Origin of the sequence: Microbacterium proteolyticum (genome assembly GCF_030818075.1) — a bacterium.
Lineage (GTDB): Bacteria > Actinomycetota > Actinomycetes > Actinomycetales > Microbacteriaceae > Microbacterium > Microbacterium proteolyticum_A.
This window is the reverse complement of the sequence record NZ_JAUSZZ010000001.1, coordinates 1,400,144-1,418,617: the sequence shown is the minus strand read 5'-3', so window position 1 is coordinate 1,418,617 and position 18,474 is coordinate 1,400,144. Positions and strand designations below refer to the sequence as shown.

Genomic DNA, 18,474 nt, shown 5'->3' with positions numbered 1-18,474 from the left:
CTTCGTTGCCACGATCGGCGATCTCGCAGCACGAAAACCCTCCGAGAAGGGGGTCTTGAACTGGGATGTGCGCCGAGTGGCAGGATCCCAACTGTAGTCCAGAGAGTGGAAACTCTCAAGAGTTGTTGTTGGGAGTGGTTCACCACTTGAGAGGACGCGGGGCCTTCCGGCCGCTCCGCTCTCCCCTGTGGGGCGAACAGGTAAAACATTACGTGCGATGAACGCACCTGGCCAATCGAGGCACATCCCGGGCGTGTCGCCGGGTCGGCGGCATCCACCTGGCACAGAGCGACCCCTGCGTGGCGCGAGGCCCTCACGTGAACCGTTCCGGACCTCCCCAGCCCCCGACCCACGCCTCGACGTGCGGCTCGTCGCGGAGGACGTGCACCCCGGCCGGTGTCGACGCCTTCTCAGCGAAGCCCACCCCGTCCCCCCAGCGATCTGCGCGACGCCGCGCACGCCGGGACCGTGCCACGGCGACGCGGGATCCGTCTGCGCTCAGCAGCCGCAGGATGCCCACCTCGCCCTGCCCCAGGGAGGAGAGTTCGGCAGCGAGGGGTGCGGCATCCGTGATCACCAGCGCCCGCTCGAGGATCAGGGTCACCCGCGCGTCGGGTTCGACCCCTTCGGCACGCAGACGAACCCGCGGGTCGGTGAGCACCGGCGACGTCGTCGCTGTCGACGGGACGATCACCGTGGCGAGGGGGAACGCGGCCAGAAGAGAATCGACGCACACGAACAGCGCCGCCGGCGGGACGCCCTCGGGGAGATGGACGACGAGGTCGGGGGTAGTGGGGAGCAGCCCCCGCCCACGTGATCCGTGGACTGGGATCATCTGGGCCAGCAGGAGCGATTGCCGATTGCCCTCGCGCGCACGGTCCGCGGCCGGCCTGCCCGCCCAGTCCGGTCCGTCGTGCCAGGCGACGGCATCCGGGACATGGGCCAGGACGGCGCCCGCCTGCCACGCGCGGTGCGCCCACTCCCAGTCCTCTCCCCCGTACGACGAGAACGACTCGTCGAAGCCGCCGACCTCGTCGAAGAACGCGCGGGAGCACGCCAGAACCGCGCTGATCACGTAGCGGTAGGAGCGGTCGTCGGCGTGCAGGAGGTTCTCGCTGCGCGCGTACGCATCGCGCAGCCATGCGGGCTCGGGCAGTTCGTGCGCCGGGCCGGCCTCGGCCACGGGCACGTCGGCATCCAACCCCGCCAGGTCGGCGTGACGTCGCCGCCCCACTGTCACGGCCTCCGGCAGCAGCGCGGGCAGCCGCGTCAACCGACGGATGTAGGCGGGCTCGGGTGCGGTGTCGGCGTCGAGGAAGCACAGGACCTCGCCCGTCGCGGCGGCGGCGCCCAGGTTGCGAGCGGCCGCGGCGCGGAATCCCCGATCCTCCTGGCGCACGAGGCGGATGCCGTCGGGCACGACAGGTGGGGTCGGCGACCCGTCGTCGGCGACGATGATCTCGAGGCGGTCGGCCGGGTGGTCCTGGTGACGAAGCGCCGCAAGGGTCCGCGCGAGCTCCCGCGGTTGGTCGTAGTGCGTGACGACGACGCTGACCCGCGGAGGCTCGGGATGGCGGTCGGCCAGGAGATCCCAGCGGTTGCCGGGCACCCACGGCATCCGGTCGTTCCAACCGGGAATGCCGGCGTTCATCGGACGACCTCCGCCCACCAGCGCAGATACGCGGCGGCCGCGTCGGCCCGCCCGAACGGGATGGGGGCGACGCCGTGCCACGTCGCGGAGGGGTCGATCCGTGCAGCCGCGACCTCGCCGGCGAGCTCCTCGGGTTCGACCACCCGAAGAGTGCCGGGGCGGAGCGCGGCCATCTCGTCGATGTACCGGTTGCGCACGGCGAGGGGCCGGCGGCCCCAGCCGATCCACGAGGCGAGAGACCCCGACGCCGACACGTGGCGGTGGGCGATCACGGGAACGGCGACGCGACGCGCCCGCGCCGTCATCTCGGCATCGTCGAGCCACCCGGTCACCTCCACCGCGACGCCGGCGCCGGCGGCCCGGCGGACGAAGGCGTCGAGGTCGGCCGCGTGCCCGTCGGAGGCGCGGCCGAGCACCGCCATCCGCGTCATCCCGGCCGCGACCGTCGCGGCGAGCGCCTCGTCATGCCCCTTGCCGGGGTAGAAGTACCCGAGCACGCCGACCGACTCGTCGTCCGCGACGGATGCCGAGGGCTCCGCCGTCTCGACGGGGAGCGGGACGATCGCGACGGGGCCGCGCCACACCCCCTCCTCGCGGAGGAGCTCCCGCTCGTGCGCGCTGTTGACGGCCACGGCGCGGGCCGACTCCACCACCTCCCGGTAGAACGCCCGACGGCGGGGGCGGTTCCGCTCGCCGTCGGAGGCCTGCGGCACGTCGTGCAGCGTCAACGTCAGCGGGTGCCGACGCGCGAGGACCACGAGCGCGCGCGTGGCCTCCTCGGGCGAGGACCCCCACAAGCGGTCGGTCACGTGCGCGTGCAGCGGCGTGCCCGCGGGGAGGGCGGCGAGCGCATCGGGGGTCGTCAACCGCGTCGCCGCTCGCTGCCGGACGACCTCCGCCGCGATCTCGCGCGCGTAGACGGCGACGCCGTGCGGGCCCGGATGGACGAGGAGGACGGGCGGGATGGCATCCGGGATCGCGGTCGAGGTCATGCGGCGGCCGCCCAGATGCGCAGGAGCGGCTGGATGCGGGCCACCACCGCGGCGAGCAGGTCGGGGCGTTCGGCGTAGTACGCCAGATGCGCCTCGCGCACGGTCTCGGCGGGGAGGGTCTCGCCGGCGACGATCCAGTCGGGGCGGGGCGCGGCATCCAGGTCCCAGGCGTCGACGACCCAGCTCTCCAGGGGCGCGCGGACACCCGCGAGGATCGGCCGGCCCGGGTCCACGACGCGACCCGGCGCGCCGAGGGCGGCGACGAGGCGTTCCCCGAGCGGCAGGAAGAGGGCGTTGCCGGGGTGGTTCACGGTGCGGGCGAGGTCTTCGACGACGGGTGCGAAGAGATCGGATGCCGCGATGTCGAGGCCGAGACCCTCGCGGCGGCGCAGCTCTGCGACCGACGCGTCGGCGATCGCGTGCACCTCGGCACGAGGCAGTTCGGCGGCGACGACGATGCCGGCCGCCTCCGCGACGATCCGCACATCGTGGTACGCCACCAGCGGCGGATCTTCGGGGAAGGCGGGCAGGCGCAGCACCGCCTGGAACGGGTGCAGACCCGCGAAACGCACTGCGGGAACGGTCACCAGCGGTGCCCCCGCGGGCAGCGAGGCGCGGAGCTGGGCGGTGCCCAGCGGAAGACCGCGGTAGTCGTCGCGAATGGGCTGCGCGACGAGGAACGACGCCGTCGTGAGGATCTCGTGCAGGCGGACCGCGTCGTCGGCGGTGAGTTCGTGAACGGCGGGGACGCGGATGGCCGGGAGGGCGTCGGACGCGATCACCAGCCGAAGCGATTCCGCCTGACAATTGCCCACGACCAGGCCAAAACCGTCGGGAAGCGGCGCTTCGCCGAAGAATTCGGCATAGTGCCGGCGGCGCGCTATCACCGCCTCGCCGTGGTCCGCAAGGCTTCCCAGCCGGTCGGTCTCGCCGCTCATGATGTGAAGGTATCCGTCGGTGTCATCGTCGTCCCAACCGCCCCGTTGCATTGCGATGTGCCTGGCGATGCGGTACGCGCACGCCACGCCATCAACGCACGAGGAGGAGAAAGATCGTCGACATCACCGTCCCCCCGCTTCGGATTGCGGCCGTTCCGTCGGCCCACCCGTATGTCCGTGCGATCAGCGATCCCGATCACATCCAGCTCCTCGCGGATCCCGCGCCGCCGGGCGCCCCGGACGGGCAGTGGTGGCCGCCACAGGTGCTGTTGCCCGACTGGCTCGCCGCGCATGCGGGCGACTTCGACCTGGTCCACGTGCACTTCGGCATCGAGTCCTACAGCCCGGACGAGCTGCGGGCCACGGTCGCCGCGCTCCACCGCCTCGGACGGCCTCTGGTGTACACCGTGCACGACCTGGAGAACCCGCAGCTGCGCGCGCAGGACGATCACCGCTCTTCCGTCGCCGTGCTGGCAGCGGGGGCGGACGAGATGATCGCCCTCACGGACACCGCCGGCGCCGAGGTCGAGGGGATCGCGCACCGGCCCGTCGCCGTCATCGCGCACCCGACGCTGCTCGGCGACGCAGCCCGCCCGACCGGCGTCGCCCGCGACACCGTGCGCGTGGGGGTCCATCTGCGCGACCTCCGACCCAACATCGACGGGGTGGGGACGACGGCCACGCTCGTGCGCGCCATCGCGGACCTCCGCGCCCAGGGTGCACGGATCGAAGCCGTCGTGCGGATGAACGAGCGGGTCCGCGACGCGGAGTCCGCGGCATCCATCGACGTGCTCGCCGAGGGCGCCGACGGCGTCACGGTGGAGCGCGGACCCCGCCTCGACGACGAGGCGCTGGCGTCTTGGCTCGCCGATCTCGACGCGTGCGTGCTGCCGTACACCCACGGCACGCAGTCCGGCTGGGCGGAACTCTGCTACGACCTGGCCGTCCCGATCGTCAGCACCCGCGTCGGTCACATCGCGGCGCAGCATCCGGGCGACTTCCACTCTTTCGATCTCGGCGACCCCGTCTCCCTCGCGCGGGCGATCCGGGATGCCACGGAGCCGGCGTGGTCCACCCCGGGTTCGCCGGCGCGCGCCGGCGAGGTGGAGCGTCGACGCGCGGAACGCCGCGCGGAACTCGACGCCGTGCGGGCGGCACACCTCGCGGTGTACCGCCGCGCACTCGCGCAGGAGGCGGCCGCGTGATCCGCGCGATGCGTCCGCTGCGGGTGCTCGTCGTCGCCCCGTCGCGCTATCCGCTCCGCCAGCCCCACGCCGGCGGGCTGGAAGCCTGTGTCTGGGACCGCGTGCGGTGGCTGCGCGCCCGCGGCCACGAGGTGGCTCTGTGCGCGGCGGAGGGATCGGACTACCTCGGCGACGTGCCGGAGTTCCGTTTGCCCGTCCCCGAGTGGATGCGCCCCGAGGAGTCATCCGACACCGAATACCCGGAGGGGTACGCTGCCGCCGTCGACGCGGCCTATGACGCCGCCCTCGACCGCCTGATCGTCGACCGCCACCTGTACGACGTCGTGGACAACCACAGCCTGCACCCGGCGCCGATCCGCTGGAGCCGTGCCGCGGACATCCCCGTCGTCACGACCCTGCACACCCCGCCGCTCGAGCCGATGCTCGAGGCGGCGGCGGAGGTGCGCGACAGTCCGCACCGGTTCGTCGCCGTCAGCCAGGCGACCGCCCGCGCGTGGTCGCGCGAGGGGGTCGACGCGTTCGTGTTCCCCAACGGCATCGACACCGACCAGTGGACGCGGGGCGACGGCGGGGCGTCATGGGTCTGGTCGGGTCGCGTCGTGCCGGAGAAGGCCCCCCACCTGGCCATTGAGGCCGCCCGCTCGGCCGGGGCGCACATCGTGCTGGCCGGGCGGATCGGCGACGTGGACTACTTCGAACAGGAGATCGTTCCGCGCCTGGGCGTGCACGCGCGTTATGTCGGGCCGCTGCGGCAGCCCGACCTGTGCCGCCTGGTGGGATCATCCGCCGTCGCCCTGGTCACGCCCATGTGGGAGGAGCCGTTCGGGCTCGTCATCGCCGAGGCCCTCGCCACCGGCACACCGGTCGCCGCTTTCGACATCGGCGGGGTGTCGGAGGTGCTGGCCGGGATGCCGGGATCGGCGACGGTCATGCCCGGCGACGTCGTCGCGCTGGGCAAGGCGGCGGCCGAGCTCGCCGCGGAAGGCGCGCGCGAGCCGCTCACTCGGGCCCGGACGCGGCGGGCGGCGGTGCGCCAGCACTCCCTCGCCCAGCGCTATCGCGAAGTGGAACGCGTGCTGGCCCACACCGCTCAGCCCGTCGCCGCACGGCGCGTGCCGGCGGTGTCGTGGTGATCGGCTGGTACATCCACCACCACGGTTTCGGTCACGTCGCACGGTTTCTGGCGGTGCAGCCGCACCTGAGCGAGCCGGTGATCGCGCTGTCGTCCATGCCCCGGCCCGACGGTCTCGGGTCCGAGGAGGAATGGGTGGTCCTCCCGCCCGACGCCGACGCGTTCGAAGCGGCGGACGGGACGCGGGTCGATCCGCGCGACGCCGACCCGACGGTCCGCGGCCGACTGCACTGGGCGCCGATCGGGCACCCCTGGCACCGGCGACGGCTCGCGACGATCGCGACGATCGCCGCGGAGCGGGCGCTGGACGGCTTCGTCGTCGACGTCAGCGCGGAGGTCGTCGCCTTCGCGCGCCTGCTGGGGCTGCGCACGGTCGCCGTCACGCAGCCCGGCATGCGGACCGACCCCGCGCACGTGCTCGCGTACGACCTGGCCGACCGGATCATCGCGCCCTGGACGCAGGGCGCCGTGCCGAGCCCCGGTCTCGACCCGCACGTCGAGCGGGTGACGTGGACGGGCGGCATCTCCCGCTTCGACGGAAGGCCCGCCCCGGACCGGGTCGACGAGCGGCACGTGCTGTTCCTCGGGCGCGTGCTCCCCCCGGACGTGCGCGAGGCGAGCGTCCGACTCCTCACCGAACGGGGATGGACGGTCACCTCCGTCGGGCACGACGACGCCTCGCGCGTCGACGATCCCTGGCAGCTGCTCACGCGGTGCACGGTGGTCGTCACCGCCGCCGGACAGAACAGCGTCGCCGACGTGGCGGCATCCGGAGCCCGGTGCGTCGTGATCGCGCAGGACCGCCCCTTCGACGAGCAGCGGGCGACCGCCGAGGCCCTGGCGCGCTGGGGTCTCGCCCGGCGGGCCGACGACGACATCAGCCCCACCGAGCTGGCCGACCTGGTCGAGCGGGCGGCCGACGACACCCCCGAGTGGGCACGGTGGCGAACCGCCGGTGCCGCCCGGCGGATGGCCGCCGCGATCCAGGGAACCGCGCCGTGAGGACCGCCGTGATCACGGTCGCCTCGACCGCCCGCCGAGAGCACCTCGAGCGCCAACGGCGCGTCCTCGCCGAGGTGGCCGACGACATCGTGCGGGTGGAGGCGTGGCTCGACGAGACGCCGCCGGACGACATCCGGGATGCCGGGACCCTCAGCCTGCACGTGCCGCCGGGGCCCCCACGGATTCCGCGTCGGCGAGGGGCGCAATCAGGCGGCCGCGAGGGCGATCGATGCGGGAGCCGAGCTGCTGGTGTTCCTCGACGTGGACTGTCTGCCCGGACCGGCCCTGCTGGCCGGGTACCGCGCGGCGGCGCACGCGCATCCCGAGGCGCTGCTCGCCGGCGCGGTGACCTACCTCGCGAGCGTCCAGCGACCCGAACAAGCCGCCGACCTGCCCTTCCTCACCCGTCCGCACCGCGCGCGGCCGGCGCTGCCGCCCGGCGAGACGCGCGCCGCGACGGCCTCGGAGTACAACCTGTTCTGGTCGCTGTCGTTCGCCGTGACCCCGGCGACCTGGTACCGCATCGGCGGCTTCCACCCTGGCTACGAGGGGTACGGCGCGGAGGACACCGACCTCGCCTGGACGGCACGCGCGAACGACGTCGAGATGCGATGGGTGGGCGGCGCGGACGCCTACCACCAGTGGCATCCGGTGTCTTCTCCCCCGTGGCAGCACCTCGACGCCATCCTGCGCAACGGCGGCACATTCGCCGAGCGGTGGGGCACGTGGCCGATGGGCGGGTGGCTCGAGGCCTTCGCCGCGGCCGGCGCGATCGAGCGGCGCGGCGAGGGCTGGGTGCGGGTGGGCTGATCCGCGCGGCGCGGCGGTGCCCGCGGTCAGTGCTGCAACGGCCGCGAGCAGGGCCGGCGAGTGTTCGAAGCGCCCGGGCCATCCGGAGATTCGTCCGGATGCTTCGGACACTCACGGGGCTGTCGGGCGGATACGGGCGCCCGCACGGGGCGGGAAGCTCCGGCGCGTGCCCGTATGGGCCCGGAGGCTCCGGCGCCCCGCACGGACCCGGAGGCCGCGGCGCGCGCCAGCGACACCGGGGCCGGCACAGCTCCCACGAGTCCCGGCGCGCGGGGCGCCGGGACTCGCGCGCGATCAGGCGCTTCGGAGCCAGACCGTCGTCTCGCCGGGCAGGTCGTCACCCTCGAGCGGGCTGCTCGACAGCAGCACTTCGCCGGCGGGAAGCTCGGCCGGCTCGGTGCCGAAGTTCGTGACCACCGTCCACCCACCCGGACGCTCGAACGCCACGACGTCGTCGCGCCCGGCGTCGATCCACTGCAGCTGCTCGGCGCTCTGCAGCTCGTGGCGCAGGTCGAGCGCGCGGCGGTACAGCGACAGGGTCGAGGCGGGGTCGCCGTCCTGCACGTCCACGGCGTACGAGGCGAACCACTCCGGCTGCGGCAGGTGAGCACCGCCCTCGCCGAAGCCGAACGCGGAGCCGTCGGCGCTCCAGGGCAGCGGCACGCGGCATCCGTCACGGCCCTGGTCGATGCCGGGGCTGCGGAAGAACGTGGGGTCCTGCCGGTCGGCGTCGGGGATCTCGGCCACCTCGTGCAGGCCCAGCTCCTCGCCCTGGTACAGGTAGGCCGAACCCGGCAGGCCCAGCACGAAGGTCGCCGCCGCGCGGGCGCGACGCTCGCCGCGAGCCGTGTCGAGCACGGGGGTCTCGCCGCCGGACAGCAGCCACTCGTTGCCGTGCTTGAGCGTGGGGCGACCGTCGGCGCCGCGCTCGGCATCCGGGAGCCCGTAGCGTGTGGCGTGGCGTACCACGTCGTGGTTCGACAGCACCCACGTGGTCGACGAGCCCGACTCTGCCGCGAGCGCGAGGTTGTCGGCGACGATCCGGCGGAACTGCGCGGGGTCGAAGTCGGCCTCAAGCAGGTCGAAGTTGAAGGCCTGGCCCAGGCTCTCGGCGCTGGCGTACAGCGGCACGCGCGAGGGGTGCACCCACGCCTCGGCGACGGCGGTGCGCGGCGGGTCGTACGAGTTGAAGACCTCGCGCCACTCGGCGTAGACCTCGTGCACGTCGTCGCGGTCGACGAGCGGGTGCGTGCCGTCGAAGGGCAGGGCCGCGAGCTCGGCGCGCGAGGGCAGCGGCTCGGTGAGGTCCTTGGTCAGCATGTGCGCCACGTCGATGCGGAAGCCGTCGACACCGCGGTCGCTCCAGAACCGGAGGGTGGTGAGGAAGTCGTCGCGCACCTCGCGGTTGTCCCAGTTGAGGTCGGGCTGCGAGACGTCGAAGTTGTGCAGGTACCACTGCCCGTCCTCGACGCGCTCCCACGCCGACCCGCCGAAGAGCGACTCCCAGTCGGTCGGCGGCTCGGCGCCGTCGACCCCGGTGCCCTCGCGGAAGATGTACCGCTCACGCGCTGCCGAACCGCGGCCGGCGGCCAGAGCCTCCTGGAACCAGACGTGCTTGTCGGAGGTGTGATTCGGCACGATGTCGACCACGATCCGGATGCCGTGGGCGTGCAGCTGCGCGATGAGCTCGTCCATGTCGGCCAGGGTGCCGAGCTTGGGGTCGACGTCGCGGTAGTCGGCGACGTCGTAGCCGCCGTCGGCGAGGTCGGAGGGGTAGAAGGGGCTGAGCCAGATGGCATCCACCCCCAGCTCGGCGAGATACGGCACGCGCGAGGTGATGCCCTTGATGTCGCCCAGGCCGTCGCCGTCGGTGTCGGCGAAGCTGCGGGGGTACACCTGGTACACCACGGCCTGGCGCCACCAGTCGGGGGCGTCGGAGAGCTCGCGGGTCTGCACGGAGGGTGCGGCGGTGGTCACGGTTGTCCTTTCGAGGGGGTGGTCGGTGTCAGCCCTTGACGGCACCCTGCGTGACGCCCGCCATCACCCATCGCTGGGTGAAGAGGTAGGCGACGATCGCGGGGGCCATGGCCATGAGGTAGGAGGCGAAGGCGACGTTGTAGTTGTTGCTGAACTGGGTCTGGAAGAGGTTCTGGCGCACCGGCAGGGTCTGCAGCGCCGGGTCGCTGATGATGAGCGAGGGCATCATGAAGTCGTTCCAGGCGTAGAGGAACGCGAAGATGCCGACCGTCGCGCTCATCGGGGCCAGGAGCGGGAAGATGAGCCGCCAGAACGTCTGCCAGGTCGTCGCGCCGTCGATGCGCGCGCTCTCTTCGAGCTCGAGCGGGATGGAACGCAGGAACGCGGTGAACAGCAGCACGCTGAAGCTCAGCTGGAACATCGTGGCCAGCACCACGACCCCGAACGGGTTGTCGAGCCCGACACGGCCGGTGAGCTGGATCTGCGGAAGCGCCACGACGGGGAACGGGATGAACATCGCCGCGAGCAGGTAGAAGAACGAGTACCGGAAGAGCTTGCGGTCCCAGTTGCGGGCGATGGCGTACGAGGCGAAGGCGGCGAGGACGATCGTCGCCACGACCGTGCCGGCGGTGACCAGCAGCGAGACGGCGAGTCCCACGGGGAACTTCGTGAGGGTCCACGCCTGGACGAACCCGTCGAAGCTGATCGGCGACGGGAACGAGAAGGCGTTGCCGTCGACGACCTGGGTGCCGCTCTTCAGCGCCATCGAGATGGTGACGTACAGCGGCAGGAGCACCGTCAGGGCGCAGAGCACCAGGATGGTCGTTGCCGACCAGTTGATGCGCTCGGTGCCGACGCGGCGGAGGCGGAGGCCGGTGCGCTGCTTCGCGGGGACGGCGAGCTCCGCCTGCTCGAAGGCGAGCGCGGGCTGGTTGAGAGCGGTCATGACAGGGTGTTCCTTCCCCGGGTCAGCGAGAGCTGCAGGAGCGAGATGACGATGGCGACGATGAAGAACAGGGCGGCGTTGGCCATCTGGTACGCGTAGTCGCCGCCGTTGAAACCGAGGATGATCGACATCGCGACGCTGCGCGTCGCGGTGCCGGGACCGCCGCCGGTGAGACCGACGATGATGTCGTAGGCGTTCAGGAAGCCCTTGAAGCCCAGGATGATGTTGATCACCACGTAGCCGGCGACGAGCGGCAGCGTGATGCGCAACAGCTGCTGCGTCTTGCTCGCCCCGTCGAGACCCGCGGCCTCGTAGACGTCGCCGGGCACGGAGAGCAGGCCCGCGATATAGATCAGCAGCGTTCCGGGGATCGCCTGCCACGCGGTGACGATCACGATCGCGACCCACGCCAGGTCGGGGTTGGCCAGCAGGCTCGTCTCGAGCCACGGGATGCCGAGCGACGCTCCGGCCTGTGGGACGGAGTTGCTGAAGAGGAAGTTGAAGACGTAGGCGATGATGATGCCCGAGATCACCATCGGGATGACGAAGACCGTGCGCAGCGCCTTCTTGAACCGGATCTGCGCCGTGAGCCCGACTGCGAGCAGGAACGCCGCGACGTTGACGACGATGACCGTCGCGACGGAGAACCCGAACGTGAACAGGTAGGCCTGCAGGATCGCGGGGTCGCTGAAGATCGCGATGTAGTTCGTCAGCCCGGTGAAGTTCCACTCCCCGAGGCCGATCGAGTCGGTGAAGCTGAAGAAGATCCCGATGATGCCGGGCACCGTGATCGCGAGCGTGAACAACGCGAGCGTCGGCAGGAGGAACAGGTAGTAGATCGGCTCCACACGGCGGGTGCTGCGGCGCGCGGCCGCCTTCCCGCCCGTGACGATCGTTGTCGTGGTGCTCATCGCGCGGCCTCCTCGCCGGATGCGTCGGTGCTCGCGGACGCGGCTGCGTCGGTGGTCGAGGCGGGCGGCTGGCGGAAGGCGAGTCGCGACCAGTCCTCGTCGAGCGTGTTCAGGGTGGCTTGCGGCGAGGCGCCGAAGAGCATCGCCTGCACGTAGTTGAAGACCGGAATGGTCTTGGGCACGAGCACCGAGGCGCCCTGGTAGATGCGGCCCTCGTCGTAGTACGGGACCATTCCCGCGATGCGGGGGTCGCTCGGCGAGGGGGCGTCCTTGGTCGGTGCGAAGCCGAGCTGCGACTCGTTGTAGGCCTCGATCACCTCGGGCTGGTACAGGTATTCGAGGAAGTCGCGGGCGGCATCCTTGTGGCGGGACGCCTCGGGGATGATGGCCGCGAGGTCCATGTTGACGCGGACCTTCAGGTCGTCGGGGTCGTCGGTCATCGGCAGCGGGAAGGTGCCGACGGGCAGGTCGGGCGAGGTCTTCGCGATCTCACCGAGCGCCCACGGGCCCTGCAGGTACATGGCCGCCTGGCCCTGGGCGAACGCGAGGTTGCCGTCGCCGTAGGCCCGGCTCTCGGCATCCGGGTTCGTGTAGTTCTCGGCGAGCTCGAGCATGCGGTCCATCGGTTCGCTGAAGTCCTTGGCGAACGACACCTGCGATTGCGGCCCGACCTCGTCGCCCTCCGCGGCGAGCGCGTCGAAGAAGTCGATGACGTCGAGCGATCCGCCCACGGAGTAGTCGTACCAGCCCTGACCGACGGTCCAGTCGTCTTTGAAGGTGCCGTAGAAGGGGGTGACGCCGTTGGACTTGAGGGTCTCGGAGACCTGGAGCAGCTCGTCCCACGTGGTCGGAACCTCGAGGCCGAACTGGTCGAAGATCTGCTGGTTGTAGATGACCGAGGCCGCCATGACCGAGTAGGGCAGCGCGCTGGTGCGCCCCTCGCAGGAGCCGTACTGGTCCATCAGGGGCTGCAGGTCGTCGCGCACCGTGCTCGCGGCCGTCGTACCCGAGAGATCGCTCAGCGCACACCGCTGGACGAAGCGGGCGGTCTCGTAGTTGTAGTTGGCGAGCATGATGTCGGGCGGATTGCCGCGGACGAAGCTCGCCGACACGACGTCGACGCCCGAGCTGTCCATCTCGACGCGCACCCTGTCTTGCGAGGCGTTGTACTCGGCGACGACGTCGTTCATGAACGACAGCGCCTCGCGCTTGCTGAAGGTGAAGCGGATCGTCTCGCGCCCGTCGGTGGAGCAGCCGGCGAGCATCGCCGCCCCCAGCACCCCCACCGCGGTCGCAGCGACCCACCGCCGCACCGTTCTGGTCTTCGTCGACACCTGGTTCCTCCTCCGCCGCACTGCGAATATGTTGTGTCGGTGAGTAAATCTACTCGCCAAATCAATGTCGTGCAGGCAGTATTGCAGCAGAACCGGAAGGGGTCAAGAGTGCCGAGGGATGCTATGACGGCGGCGCCGTCTCTGCGCCGCCACAACCTCGATCAGGTGCTGCGCCACGCGTGGGACGCCGACGTCTTCACCGCGAGCGACACCATCGCCGCGGTCGGCCTGACACGCTCGACGACGATCGATGTGCTGGACGAGCTGACCGCCCGCGGACTGCTCGCCGAGCTGCCCAACGCGCGCGTCGGAGGCGAGTACTCGAAGGGGCGCCCCGCCCGGCGTTTCACATTCCAGTCCACCGCGGCCGTCGTCGTGGGCATCGACGCCGGGCGCGGCCACGTCACCGCCACCGTCGCCGACCTGCGCGGAGGAACCCTCGCCACCTCTCGACTCGCCGTCGACCCCGAACTCGACTCACCCGCGCGCCGTCGTCGCGCCGGCGAGGCGGTCGTAAATGCCACGCTCACCCGCGCGAAGCGGTCGCGCGCCGAGATCGTCGCGCTCTGCGTGGGCGTCCCCGCCCCGGTCGACAGGCGGGGGCGGTCGCCGGTGCACCACGACGGCTTCTGGGCGCGCATGAATCCCGATTTCGTGGACTCGTTCGCGTCCTGGGCTCCGATGGTGCGTGTCGAGAACGACGCGACCCTCGCCGCCGTGGCCGAGCGCGCGCACGGAGCCGCGGTCGGCTGCGACGACTTCGTGGCGCTGCTGGCCGGCGAGCGCTTCGGCGCCGGCATCAGCGTCGACGGCCGCCTGCTGCGGGGCGCGCACGGCGGCGCCGGAGAGACGGTCGCCTTCGACCGCGTCGAGGGGGTGGGCAGCGCCTGGGGACTCGCACCCCGAGTGGTCGACGCGGCGCGGGAGGCCCTGGCATCCGGAACCCTTCCCGCCGGGAGCGCGTTGTCCGGGATGGATGCCGACACCCTCGACGCCAAGACCGTGCTCGACCTCGCCGCCGCGGGCGACGCCGGCGCCCTCGCCGTCGCGCGCTCCGTGGGCCCTGCGTTGGCCGGGGTGGCGGCCGTCTTCGGCAGCCTCTTCGACGTGCAGCGCGTCGTCGTGTCGGGGGCCATCGCCGCGGGCGCCGGTCCCATCATCGAGGCCGCCGTCGCCGCGATCCCCGACTCGCTGCACCTGCCGCCGCCGCAGATCGTCGCCTCGACGCTGGGGGCCGACATCGTCTCGATCGGCGCCGTCGCCGCCGCCGTCGAGTCCGCGCGCGCACACGCCCTGGACCTCGACGTGTTCGCCCTGCCGGAGGATCGCGCCCGGGCCTGAGCTCTCGACCCGACGGCCGCCCGGGCCGCGCGAGCTGCCAGGAAGTGTCACTTCGGCGGTGGCGCGAGCGACAGAATGCGGCGTCTTACGCGAAGCGAAGGACGGCGCAACCCCGGCGGGGGTTCGGGGAGGGGGCGGATAGCGTCGACGAGACCCGGCGCCGACCCCGCCGAGCGGAGGAGATCGCATGCCCTCGTGGCCCGAACACGTCATGTGGTGGCACGTGTACCCGCTCGGATTCGTCGGGGCGCCCATCCGGGACGACGTGGACCCGGATGCCGCGCCGGCGCACCGCCTGGAACGCCTGGAGCCGTGGCTCGACCACGTGATCTCACTGGGGCTCAACGGCCTGCTGCTGGGCCCGGTGTTCGCGTCCGAGACCCACGGCTACGACACCGTCGACCACTTCCGCATCGACCCGCGGCTCGGCGACGACGAGGACTTCGGCCGGCTCGTCGCCGCGGCGCGGGAGCGCGGCATCCGGATCCTGCTCGACGGGGTGTTCAACCACGTCGGGCGAGGACATCCGGCCTTCCGCGACCTGACGGAGGGCGGCCCGCAGCGGTTCCGCGGACGCTGGAGTGACGGGCGGTTCGAGGCCGAGGTGTTCGAGGGGCACGACGCCCTGGTCGCGCTCGATCACTCCTCCCCCGCCGTCGCCGACCTCGTCGTCGAGGTGATGTGCCACTGGCTCGAGCGCGGCATCGACGGATGGAGACTGGATGCCGCATACGCGGTGCCCTCGTCGTTCTGGGCCGAGGTGCTGCCGCGGGTGCGCGAACGGTTCCCGGACGCGTGGTTCCTCGGCGAGGTCATCCACGGCGAGGCGGCGCGGATCGTGGAGGAGTCGACGATGGACTCCCTCACGCAGTACGAGCTGTGGCAGGGCGTCTGGCACGGTATCGCCGACCGCAATCTGTTCGAGCTGAGTCACGCGATCGAGCGGCACGACGAGCTGCTGCGCACCTTCGTGCCGCAGACGTTCGTCGGCAACCACGACGTCACCCGCATCGCCTCCGCCGTGGGCGCGGACTTCGTCCCGCACGCCGTCGCCGTGCTCTTCACGGTCGCCGGCACCCCGTCGGTCTACGCCGGCGACGAGTTCGGCTGGACCGGCGTGAAGGAGGAGCGCCTCGGCGGCGACGACGCCGTGCGGCCAGAGTTCCCCGCGACGCCGGGCGAGGCTTCGGCGGACGCCCGCATCCTCGAGGCTCATCAGGCCCTCATCGCGCTGCGGCGGCGCAAGCCGTGGCTGTGGCGGGCGCACACCGACGTGATCGAGGTCGCCAACACCGCGATCGCGCTGCGGACGGCGGTGGGCGACGATGCCGTCGTGGTGGCGCTGAACATCGGCGACGAGCCGGTGGCGCTGCCGGTCGCCGATGGGCGCGCGGTCGTCGCGGGCGCCGGGTCGGTGGCCGCCGGCCGCATCGGCCTGGGGCCTCGCGGATGGGCGGTGCTGGAGGCCTGAGCGACGGCATCCCTGTTCCGTGTGCGCCCGGGGGCGAGTGTCCCCCTTCGTTCGCCGGTCGGGCTGCGAGATCGCACGAAGTGGAACACGCCGCGCGCCGGATCTGCCGACGCGAGGGGCATGTCCCGAAACGTGCGAAAACGGCAGGCCGAAGCGGCACGAAGCGGGACATGTCTGCGCGCCGGATCTGCCGGCGCTACGGACATGTCCCGAAACGTGCGGAAACGGCAGGCCGAAACGGCACGAAGTGGGACACGCCTGCGCGCCGGATCTGCAGACGCGGAGGAGATGTCCCGAAACGTGCGGAAACCGCGGGCCGAAACGGCACAAAGTGGGACATGTCGGGCTTACTGCCGACCTCAGGCGCCCGCGCGGAAGCGGTGCTCGGGGCGGCCGGTCGAGCCGTAGCGCAGGCTCACCTGCACCAGCCCGCGCTCGGCGAGCGCCGTGAGGTGACGCTGGGCGGTCGCGCGCGAGACGCCGATGCGCTCGGCCACCTCGGTCGCCGAGGCCTCGTTGTCGCCGAGCGCGGCGAGCACCGTCTGCTCGGTCGCCGAGCGGGCCAGCGATGGCCCCTCGCGCTCTCCGCGCAGAACGGATGCCGCCCGGTCGATGTCGTCCTGCGCCAACGGCCGCGTGCTGGTCAGCAGATTGCGGTAGCGGGCGTAGCGGTCGAGTCGCTCCACCAGCACCCGGGTGTCGAACGGCTTCACGAGGTAGGCGAGGGCCCCGGCCGTGAACGCGCGCCGGACCGTCGCGGCATCCGTCGCCGCCGACAGCACGAACGCGTCGACGCCCGCCGAGCGCACGAGCTCCACCCCGTCGCCGTCGGGGAGGTAGACGTCGGCCAGCAGCAGGTCGGGGGTGTGCGCGGCGAGCGCGGCACGGGCTTCGCCCACCGTGCGCGCGGGTTCGAGCGCGACGAAGCCGGGGCGGCTCGCGACGGCGTCACGGTGCAGGCCCGCGACGCGGAAGTCGTCATCGACGACGAGGACACGGATGCCGGTCATTCTTCTCCTCCGCGCAGAACCCCCGGCAGACGTGCGGCGACGACGGCGCCGCGCCCATCGCCGCCCGGGTCGACGACCCACACGTCGCCGCCCCGGCGTCGGGCGAACTCGCGCGACAGGGGCAGCCCGATGCCGAGACCGTGGATCGCGGCCGGGTCGTCGTCGCGTTCCCGGGCGGCGAAGACCGCATCGACGTCGGCGATCCCGCCACCCGTGTCGGCGACGGTCAGCACGACGGCGTCGCCGTCGCCGAGCACCGCCACCTCGACCTCGCGCGGCTCGGGCGCGGATGCCGTGGCGGTCACGGCGTTGTCGATGAGGTTCCCCAGCACGGCCACCACATCTTCGACGTCGTCGACGGTGCCGCGCAGGTACGTGTCGTCGGAGACGCGCAGCGTCACCCCGCGCTCGCGGGCGGCGAGGGCCTTCGCCCCGAGGAAGGACTGCAGCATCGCGTCGCCGACGTGCTCGATGCCGGGCACCGCCCAGTCCACGGAGCCGCGGTCGACGAGGTCGGCGAGGAAGGCCCGGGCCTCGTCCACGCGGCCGGCGTCGAGCAGGCCGACCGCCGCGTGCACGCGGTTGGCGTTCTCGTGCCGCTGCACGCGCAGGGCGTCGCCCATCGCGCGGACGCTGTCGAGCCGCCCCGAGAGCGCCGCGACGACGGTGCGATCTCGCAGCACGGCGACACGGCCGAGGGCGCGCGTCCCGCGGCGCACCGGGCGCACGTCGATGAAGACGACCCGGTCGCCCACCGGCAGCCCGGTGCCGGCCCCGGCCCCGGCGAGCGCCGCGACGACGGCGGGCGGGAGGTCGAGGTCGGCGAGCGAGCGGCCCACGGCATCCGTGATCCCGAGCAGGCGCTCGGCGGCGGCGGTGCTGACGCGGACGACATCGGCGTCGTCGAGCGCGAGCACCCCCTCGTCGGCGCTCTCGAGCACGGCGGTCTGGGTCTGCACGAGGGCGACGAGCTCCTCCGGTTGCACGCCGAGGGTCAGCCGCTCGAGACGTCGGCGCATGAGCAGGGCCACCGCCGCCCCGATCGCGACGGCGAGGGCGACCGCGACCGCGATCCCCCCGACGAGCGCAGGCAGATCGTCGAACACGCTGGCCCGTTCGAAGCCGACGCTGACCTCCCCCGCCGGTGCGCCGCCGTCGGGCGGGTAGACGGGGACCTTCGCCCGGGCCGACTCCCCCAGCGTCCCGGTCTCCCACGTCACGACCTCGCGGCCGGCGAGGGCGTCGGCGAAGCTCGTGCTCACGACCTCGCCGAGACGGTCGGGATCGGGGTGGGCCAGACGGATGCCGTGATCGTCGGTGATCACGACGAACAGCCCCTCCGTGCGCCGGGTGACGTCGGCGGCGTACCGCTGCAGCACGCCGTCGCGCAGGTCGGCCGCGTCGGGGGTGCCGGGGTCGGCGGAGTACGCCGCGACGAGGTCGCGCACCTCCGGAGCCTCGGCGACCGAGCGGGCGATGTTGAGCGCCGACGAGTCGGCCTCGGCTTTCAGCTGCTGCACGCCGAGCCAGGCGAAGACCGCGGTGCAGACGGCCACCACCGTCACCTGCGTGGCGACCTGCACGACGAGCATCCGCGTGGCGAACCGCATGCGCACCTCCGGGCTCGAGCGACGTCGTCGTGCGCGAAATGCGCAGAACACACGGTACGCGCATAACCCCGTGCAATGCGAGCAAGCGCGCGGCCGGGCGCCCGGCATCCGTAGTGTCACCGCATCGAGCGCGAGAGACGCGCC

The 18,474-nt window shown here is 72.3% G+C and carries 15 protein-coding genes; 6 read left to right on the top strand and 9 right to left on the bottom strand.

Features of this window, described 5'->3' with window-relative positions:
- Positions 1-313: 313 nt before the first annotated feature.
- From QE392_RS06460 to QE392_RS06450, 3 genes are read right to left on the bottom strand one after another with little or no spacing between them, the layout of a single operon-like run.
- Complete coding sequence (locus QE392_RS06460) at positions 314-1,651, bottom strand: glycosyltransferase family 2 protein (RefSeq protein ID WP_307449668.1); 1,338 nt, start codon at positions 1,649-1,651, stop codon at positions 314-316.
- Positions 1,648-2,643, bottom strand: a complete 996-nt coding sequence (locus tag QE392_RS06455) for a glycosyltransferase (protein WP_307449665.1) — start codon at positions 2,641-2,643, stop codon at positions 1,648-1,650. The genes QE392_RS06460 and QE392_RS06455 overlap by 4 nt, the downstream gene beginning before the upstream one ends.
- Positions 2,640-3,581, bottom strand: a complete 942-nt coding sequence (locus QE392_RS06450; RefSeq protein ID WP_307449662.1) for a WcbI family polysaccharide biosynthesis putative acetyltransferase — start codon at positions 3,579-3,581, stop codon at positions 2,640-2,642. The genes QE392_RS06455 and QE392_RS06450 overlap by 4 nt, the downstream gene beginning before the upstream one ends.
- A gap of 269 nt (positions 3,582-3,850) precedes the next feature.
- Between QE392_RS06450 and QE392_RS06445 the strand changes: the two genes are divergently transcribed.
- The 4 genes from QE392_RS06445 (at position 3,851) to QE392_RS06430 (ending at position 7,730) form a co-directional block, all read left to right on the top strand.
- Positions 3,851-4,786, top strand: a complete 936-nt coding sequence (locus QE392_RS06445; RefSeq protein ID WP_373426444.1) for a hypothetical protein — start codon at positions 3,851-3,853, stop codon at positions 4,784-4,786.
- Positions 4,783-5,919 (top strand): glycosyltransferase, encoded by a 1,137-nt coding sequence (locus QE392_RS06440; RefSeq protein ID WP_307449656.1) that lies wholly within the window; start codon positions 4,783-4,785, stop codon positions 5,917-5,919. The genes QE392_RS06445 and QE392_RS06440 overlap by 4 nt, the downstream gene beginning before the upstream one ends.
- A complete protein-coding gene (locus QE392_RS06435) occupies positions 5,916-6,920 on the top strand; it encodes a hypothetical protein (protein WP_307449653.1) in 1,005 nt (334 codons plus the stop codon). Before QE392_RS06440 ends, QE392_RS06435 begins: the two co-directional genes overlap by 4 nt.
- A gap of 138 nt (positions 6,921-7,058) precedes the next feature.
- Positions 7,059-7,730 (top strand): glycosyltransferase family 2 protein, encoded by a 672-nt coding sequence (locus QE392_RS06430; protein WP_307449650.1) that lies wholly within the window; start codon positions 7,059-7,061, stop codon positions 7,728-7,730.
- A gap of 294 nt (positions 7,731-8,024) precedes the next feature.
- Here QE392_RS06430 and QE392_RS06425 read toward each other — a convergent pair whose 3' ends face one another.
- Genes QE392_RS06425 through QE392_RS06410 form a run of 4 tightly spaced genes read right to left on the bottom strand, consistent with a single transcriptional unit; the run spans position 8,025 to position 12,898 of the window.
- Positions 8,025-9,707 (bottom strand): glycoside hydrolase family 13 protein, encoded by a 1,683-nt coding sequence (locus QE392_RS06425; protein WP_307449647.1) that lies wholly within the window; start codon positions 9,705-9,707, stop codon positions 8,025-8,027.
- Between the two features lie 28 nt (positions 9,708-9,735).
- Positions 9,736-10,653, bottom strand: coding sequence for a carbohydrate ABC transporter permease (locus QE392_RS06420; protein ID WP_307449644.1), 918 nt, complete (start codon positions 10,651-10,653; stop codon positions 9,736-9,738).
- Positions 10,650-11,564, bottom strand: coding sequence for a carbohydrate ABC transporter permease (locus QE392_RS06415; protein ID WP_307449638.1), 915 nt, complete (start codon positions 11,562-11,564; stop codon positions 10,650-10,652). Before QE392_RS06415 ends, QE392_RS06420 begins: the two co-directional genes overlap by 4 nt.
- A complete protein-coding gene (locus QE392_RS06410) occupies positions 11,561-12,898 on the bottom strand; it encodes an ABC transporter substrate-binding protein (RefSeq protein WP_307449635.1) in 1,338 nt (445 codons plus the stop codon). The genes QE392_RS06415 and QE392_RS06410 overlap by 4 nt, the downstream gene beginning before the upstream one ends.
- A 123-nt stretch (positions 12,899-13,021) precedes the next feature.
- Here QE392_RS06410 and QE392_RS06405 point away from each other — a divergent pair, with 123 nt between their 5' ends.
- Together QE392_RS06405 and QE392_RS06400 are read left to right on the top strand one after the other, a co-directional pair.
- Positions 13,022-14,239 carry an ROK family protein gene (locus tag QE392_RS06405; protein WP_307449632.1) on the top strand — a complete coding sequence of 406 codons (1,218 nt, stop codon included), beginning with the start codon at positions 13,022-13,024 and terminating at the stop codon, positions 14,237-14,239.
- Positions 14,240-14,426: 187 nt separating this feature from the next.
- Complete coding sequence (locus QE392_RS06400) at positions 14,427-15,710, top strand: alpha-amylase family glycosyl hydrolase (protein ID WP_307449629.1); 1,284 nt, start codon at positions 14,427-14,429, stop codon at positions 15,708-15,710.
- Between the two features lie 359 nt (positions 15,711-16,069).
- On the opposite strand, the gene QE392_RS06395 is transcribed toward QE392_RS06400, so the two are convergent.
- Together QE392_RS06395 and QE392_RS06390 are read right to left on the bottom strand one after the other, a co-directional pair.
- Positions 16,070-16,720, bottom strand: a complete 651-nt coding sequence (locus QE392_RS06395; protein ID WP_307449624.1) for a response regulator — start codon at positions 16,718-16,720, stop codon at positions 16,070-16,072.
- Positions 16,717-18,330 (bottom strand): sensor histidine kinase, encoded by a 1,614-nt coding sequence (locus QE392_RS06390; RefSeq protein WP_307449621.1) that lies wholly within the window; start codon positions 18,328-18,330, stop codon positions 16,717-16,719. Before QE392_RS06390 ends, QE392_RS06395 begins: the two co-directional genes overlap by 4 nt.
- Positions 18,331-18,474: the final 144 nt, after the last annotated feature.

What these genes read in the sequence shown, in the direction of transcription:
- QE392_RS06390 (WP_307449621.1), bottom strand. Translation starts at nt 18,330, where the DNA reads ATGCGGTTCGCCACGCGGATGCTCGTCGTGCAGGTCGCCACGCAGGTG.
- QE392_RS06405 (WP_307449632.1), top strand. Translation starts at nt 13,022, where the DNA reads ATGACGGCGGCGCCGTCTCTGCGCCGCCACAACCTCGATCAGGTGCTG.
- QE392_RS06420 (WP_307449644.1), bottom strand. Translation starts at nt 10,653, where the DNA reads ATGACCGCTCTCAACCAGCCCGCGCTCGCCTTCGAGCAGGCGGAGCTC.
- QE392_RS06400 (WP_307449629.1), top strand. Translation starts at nt 14,427, where the DNA reads ATGCCCTCGTGGCCCGAACACGTCATGTGGTGGCACGTGTACCCGCTC.
- QE392_RS06455 (WP_307449665.1), bottom strand. Translation starts at nt 2,643, where the DNA reads ATGACCTCGACCGCGATCCCGGATGCCATCCCGCCCGTCCTCCTCGTC.
- QE392_RS06415 (WP_307449638.1), bottom strand. Translation starts at nt 11,564, where the DNA reads ATGAGCACCACGACAACGATCGTCACGGGCGGGAAGGCGGCCGCGCGC.
- QE392_RS06430 (WP_307449650.1), top strand. Translation starts at nt 7,059, where the DNA reads ATGCCGGGACCCTCAGCCTGCACGTGCCGCCGGGGCCCCCACGGATTC.
- QE392_RS06450 (WP_307449662.1), bottom strand. Translation starts at nt 3,581, where the DNA reads ATGAGCGGCGAGACCGACCGGCTGGGAAGCCTTGCGGACCACGGCGAG.
- QE392_RS06460 (WP_307449668.1), bottom strand. Translation starts at nt 1,651, where the DNA reads ATGAACGCCGGCATTCCCGGTTGGAACGACCGGATGCCGTGGGTGCCC.
- QE392_RS06395 (WP_307449624.1), bottom strand. Translation starts at nt 16,720, where the DNA reads ATGACCGGCATCCGTGTCCTCGTCGTCGATGACGACTTCCGCGTCGCG.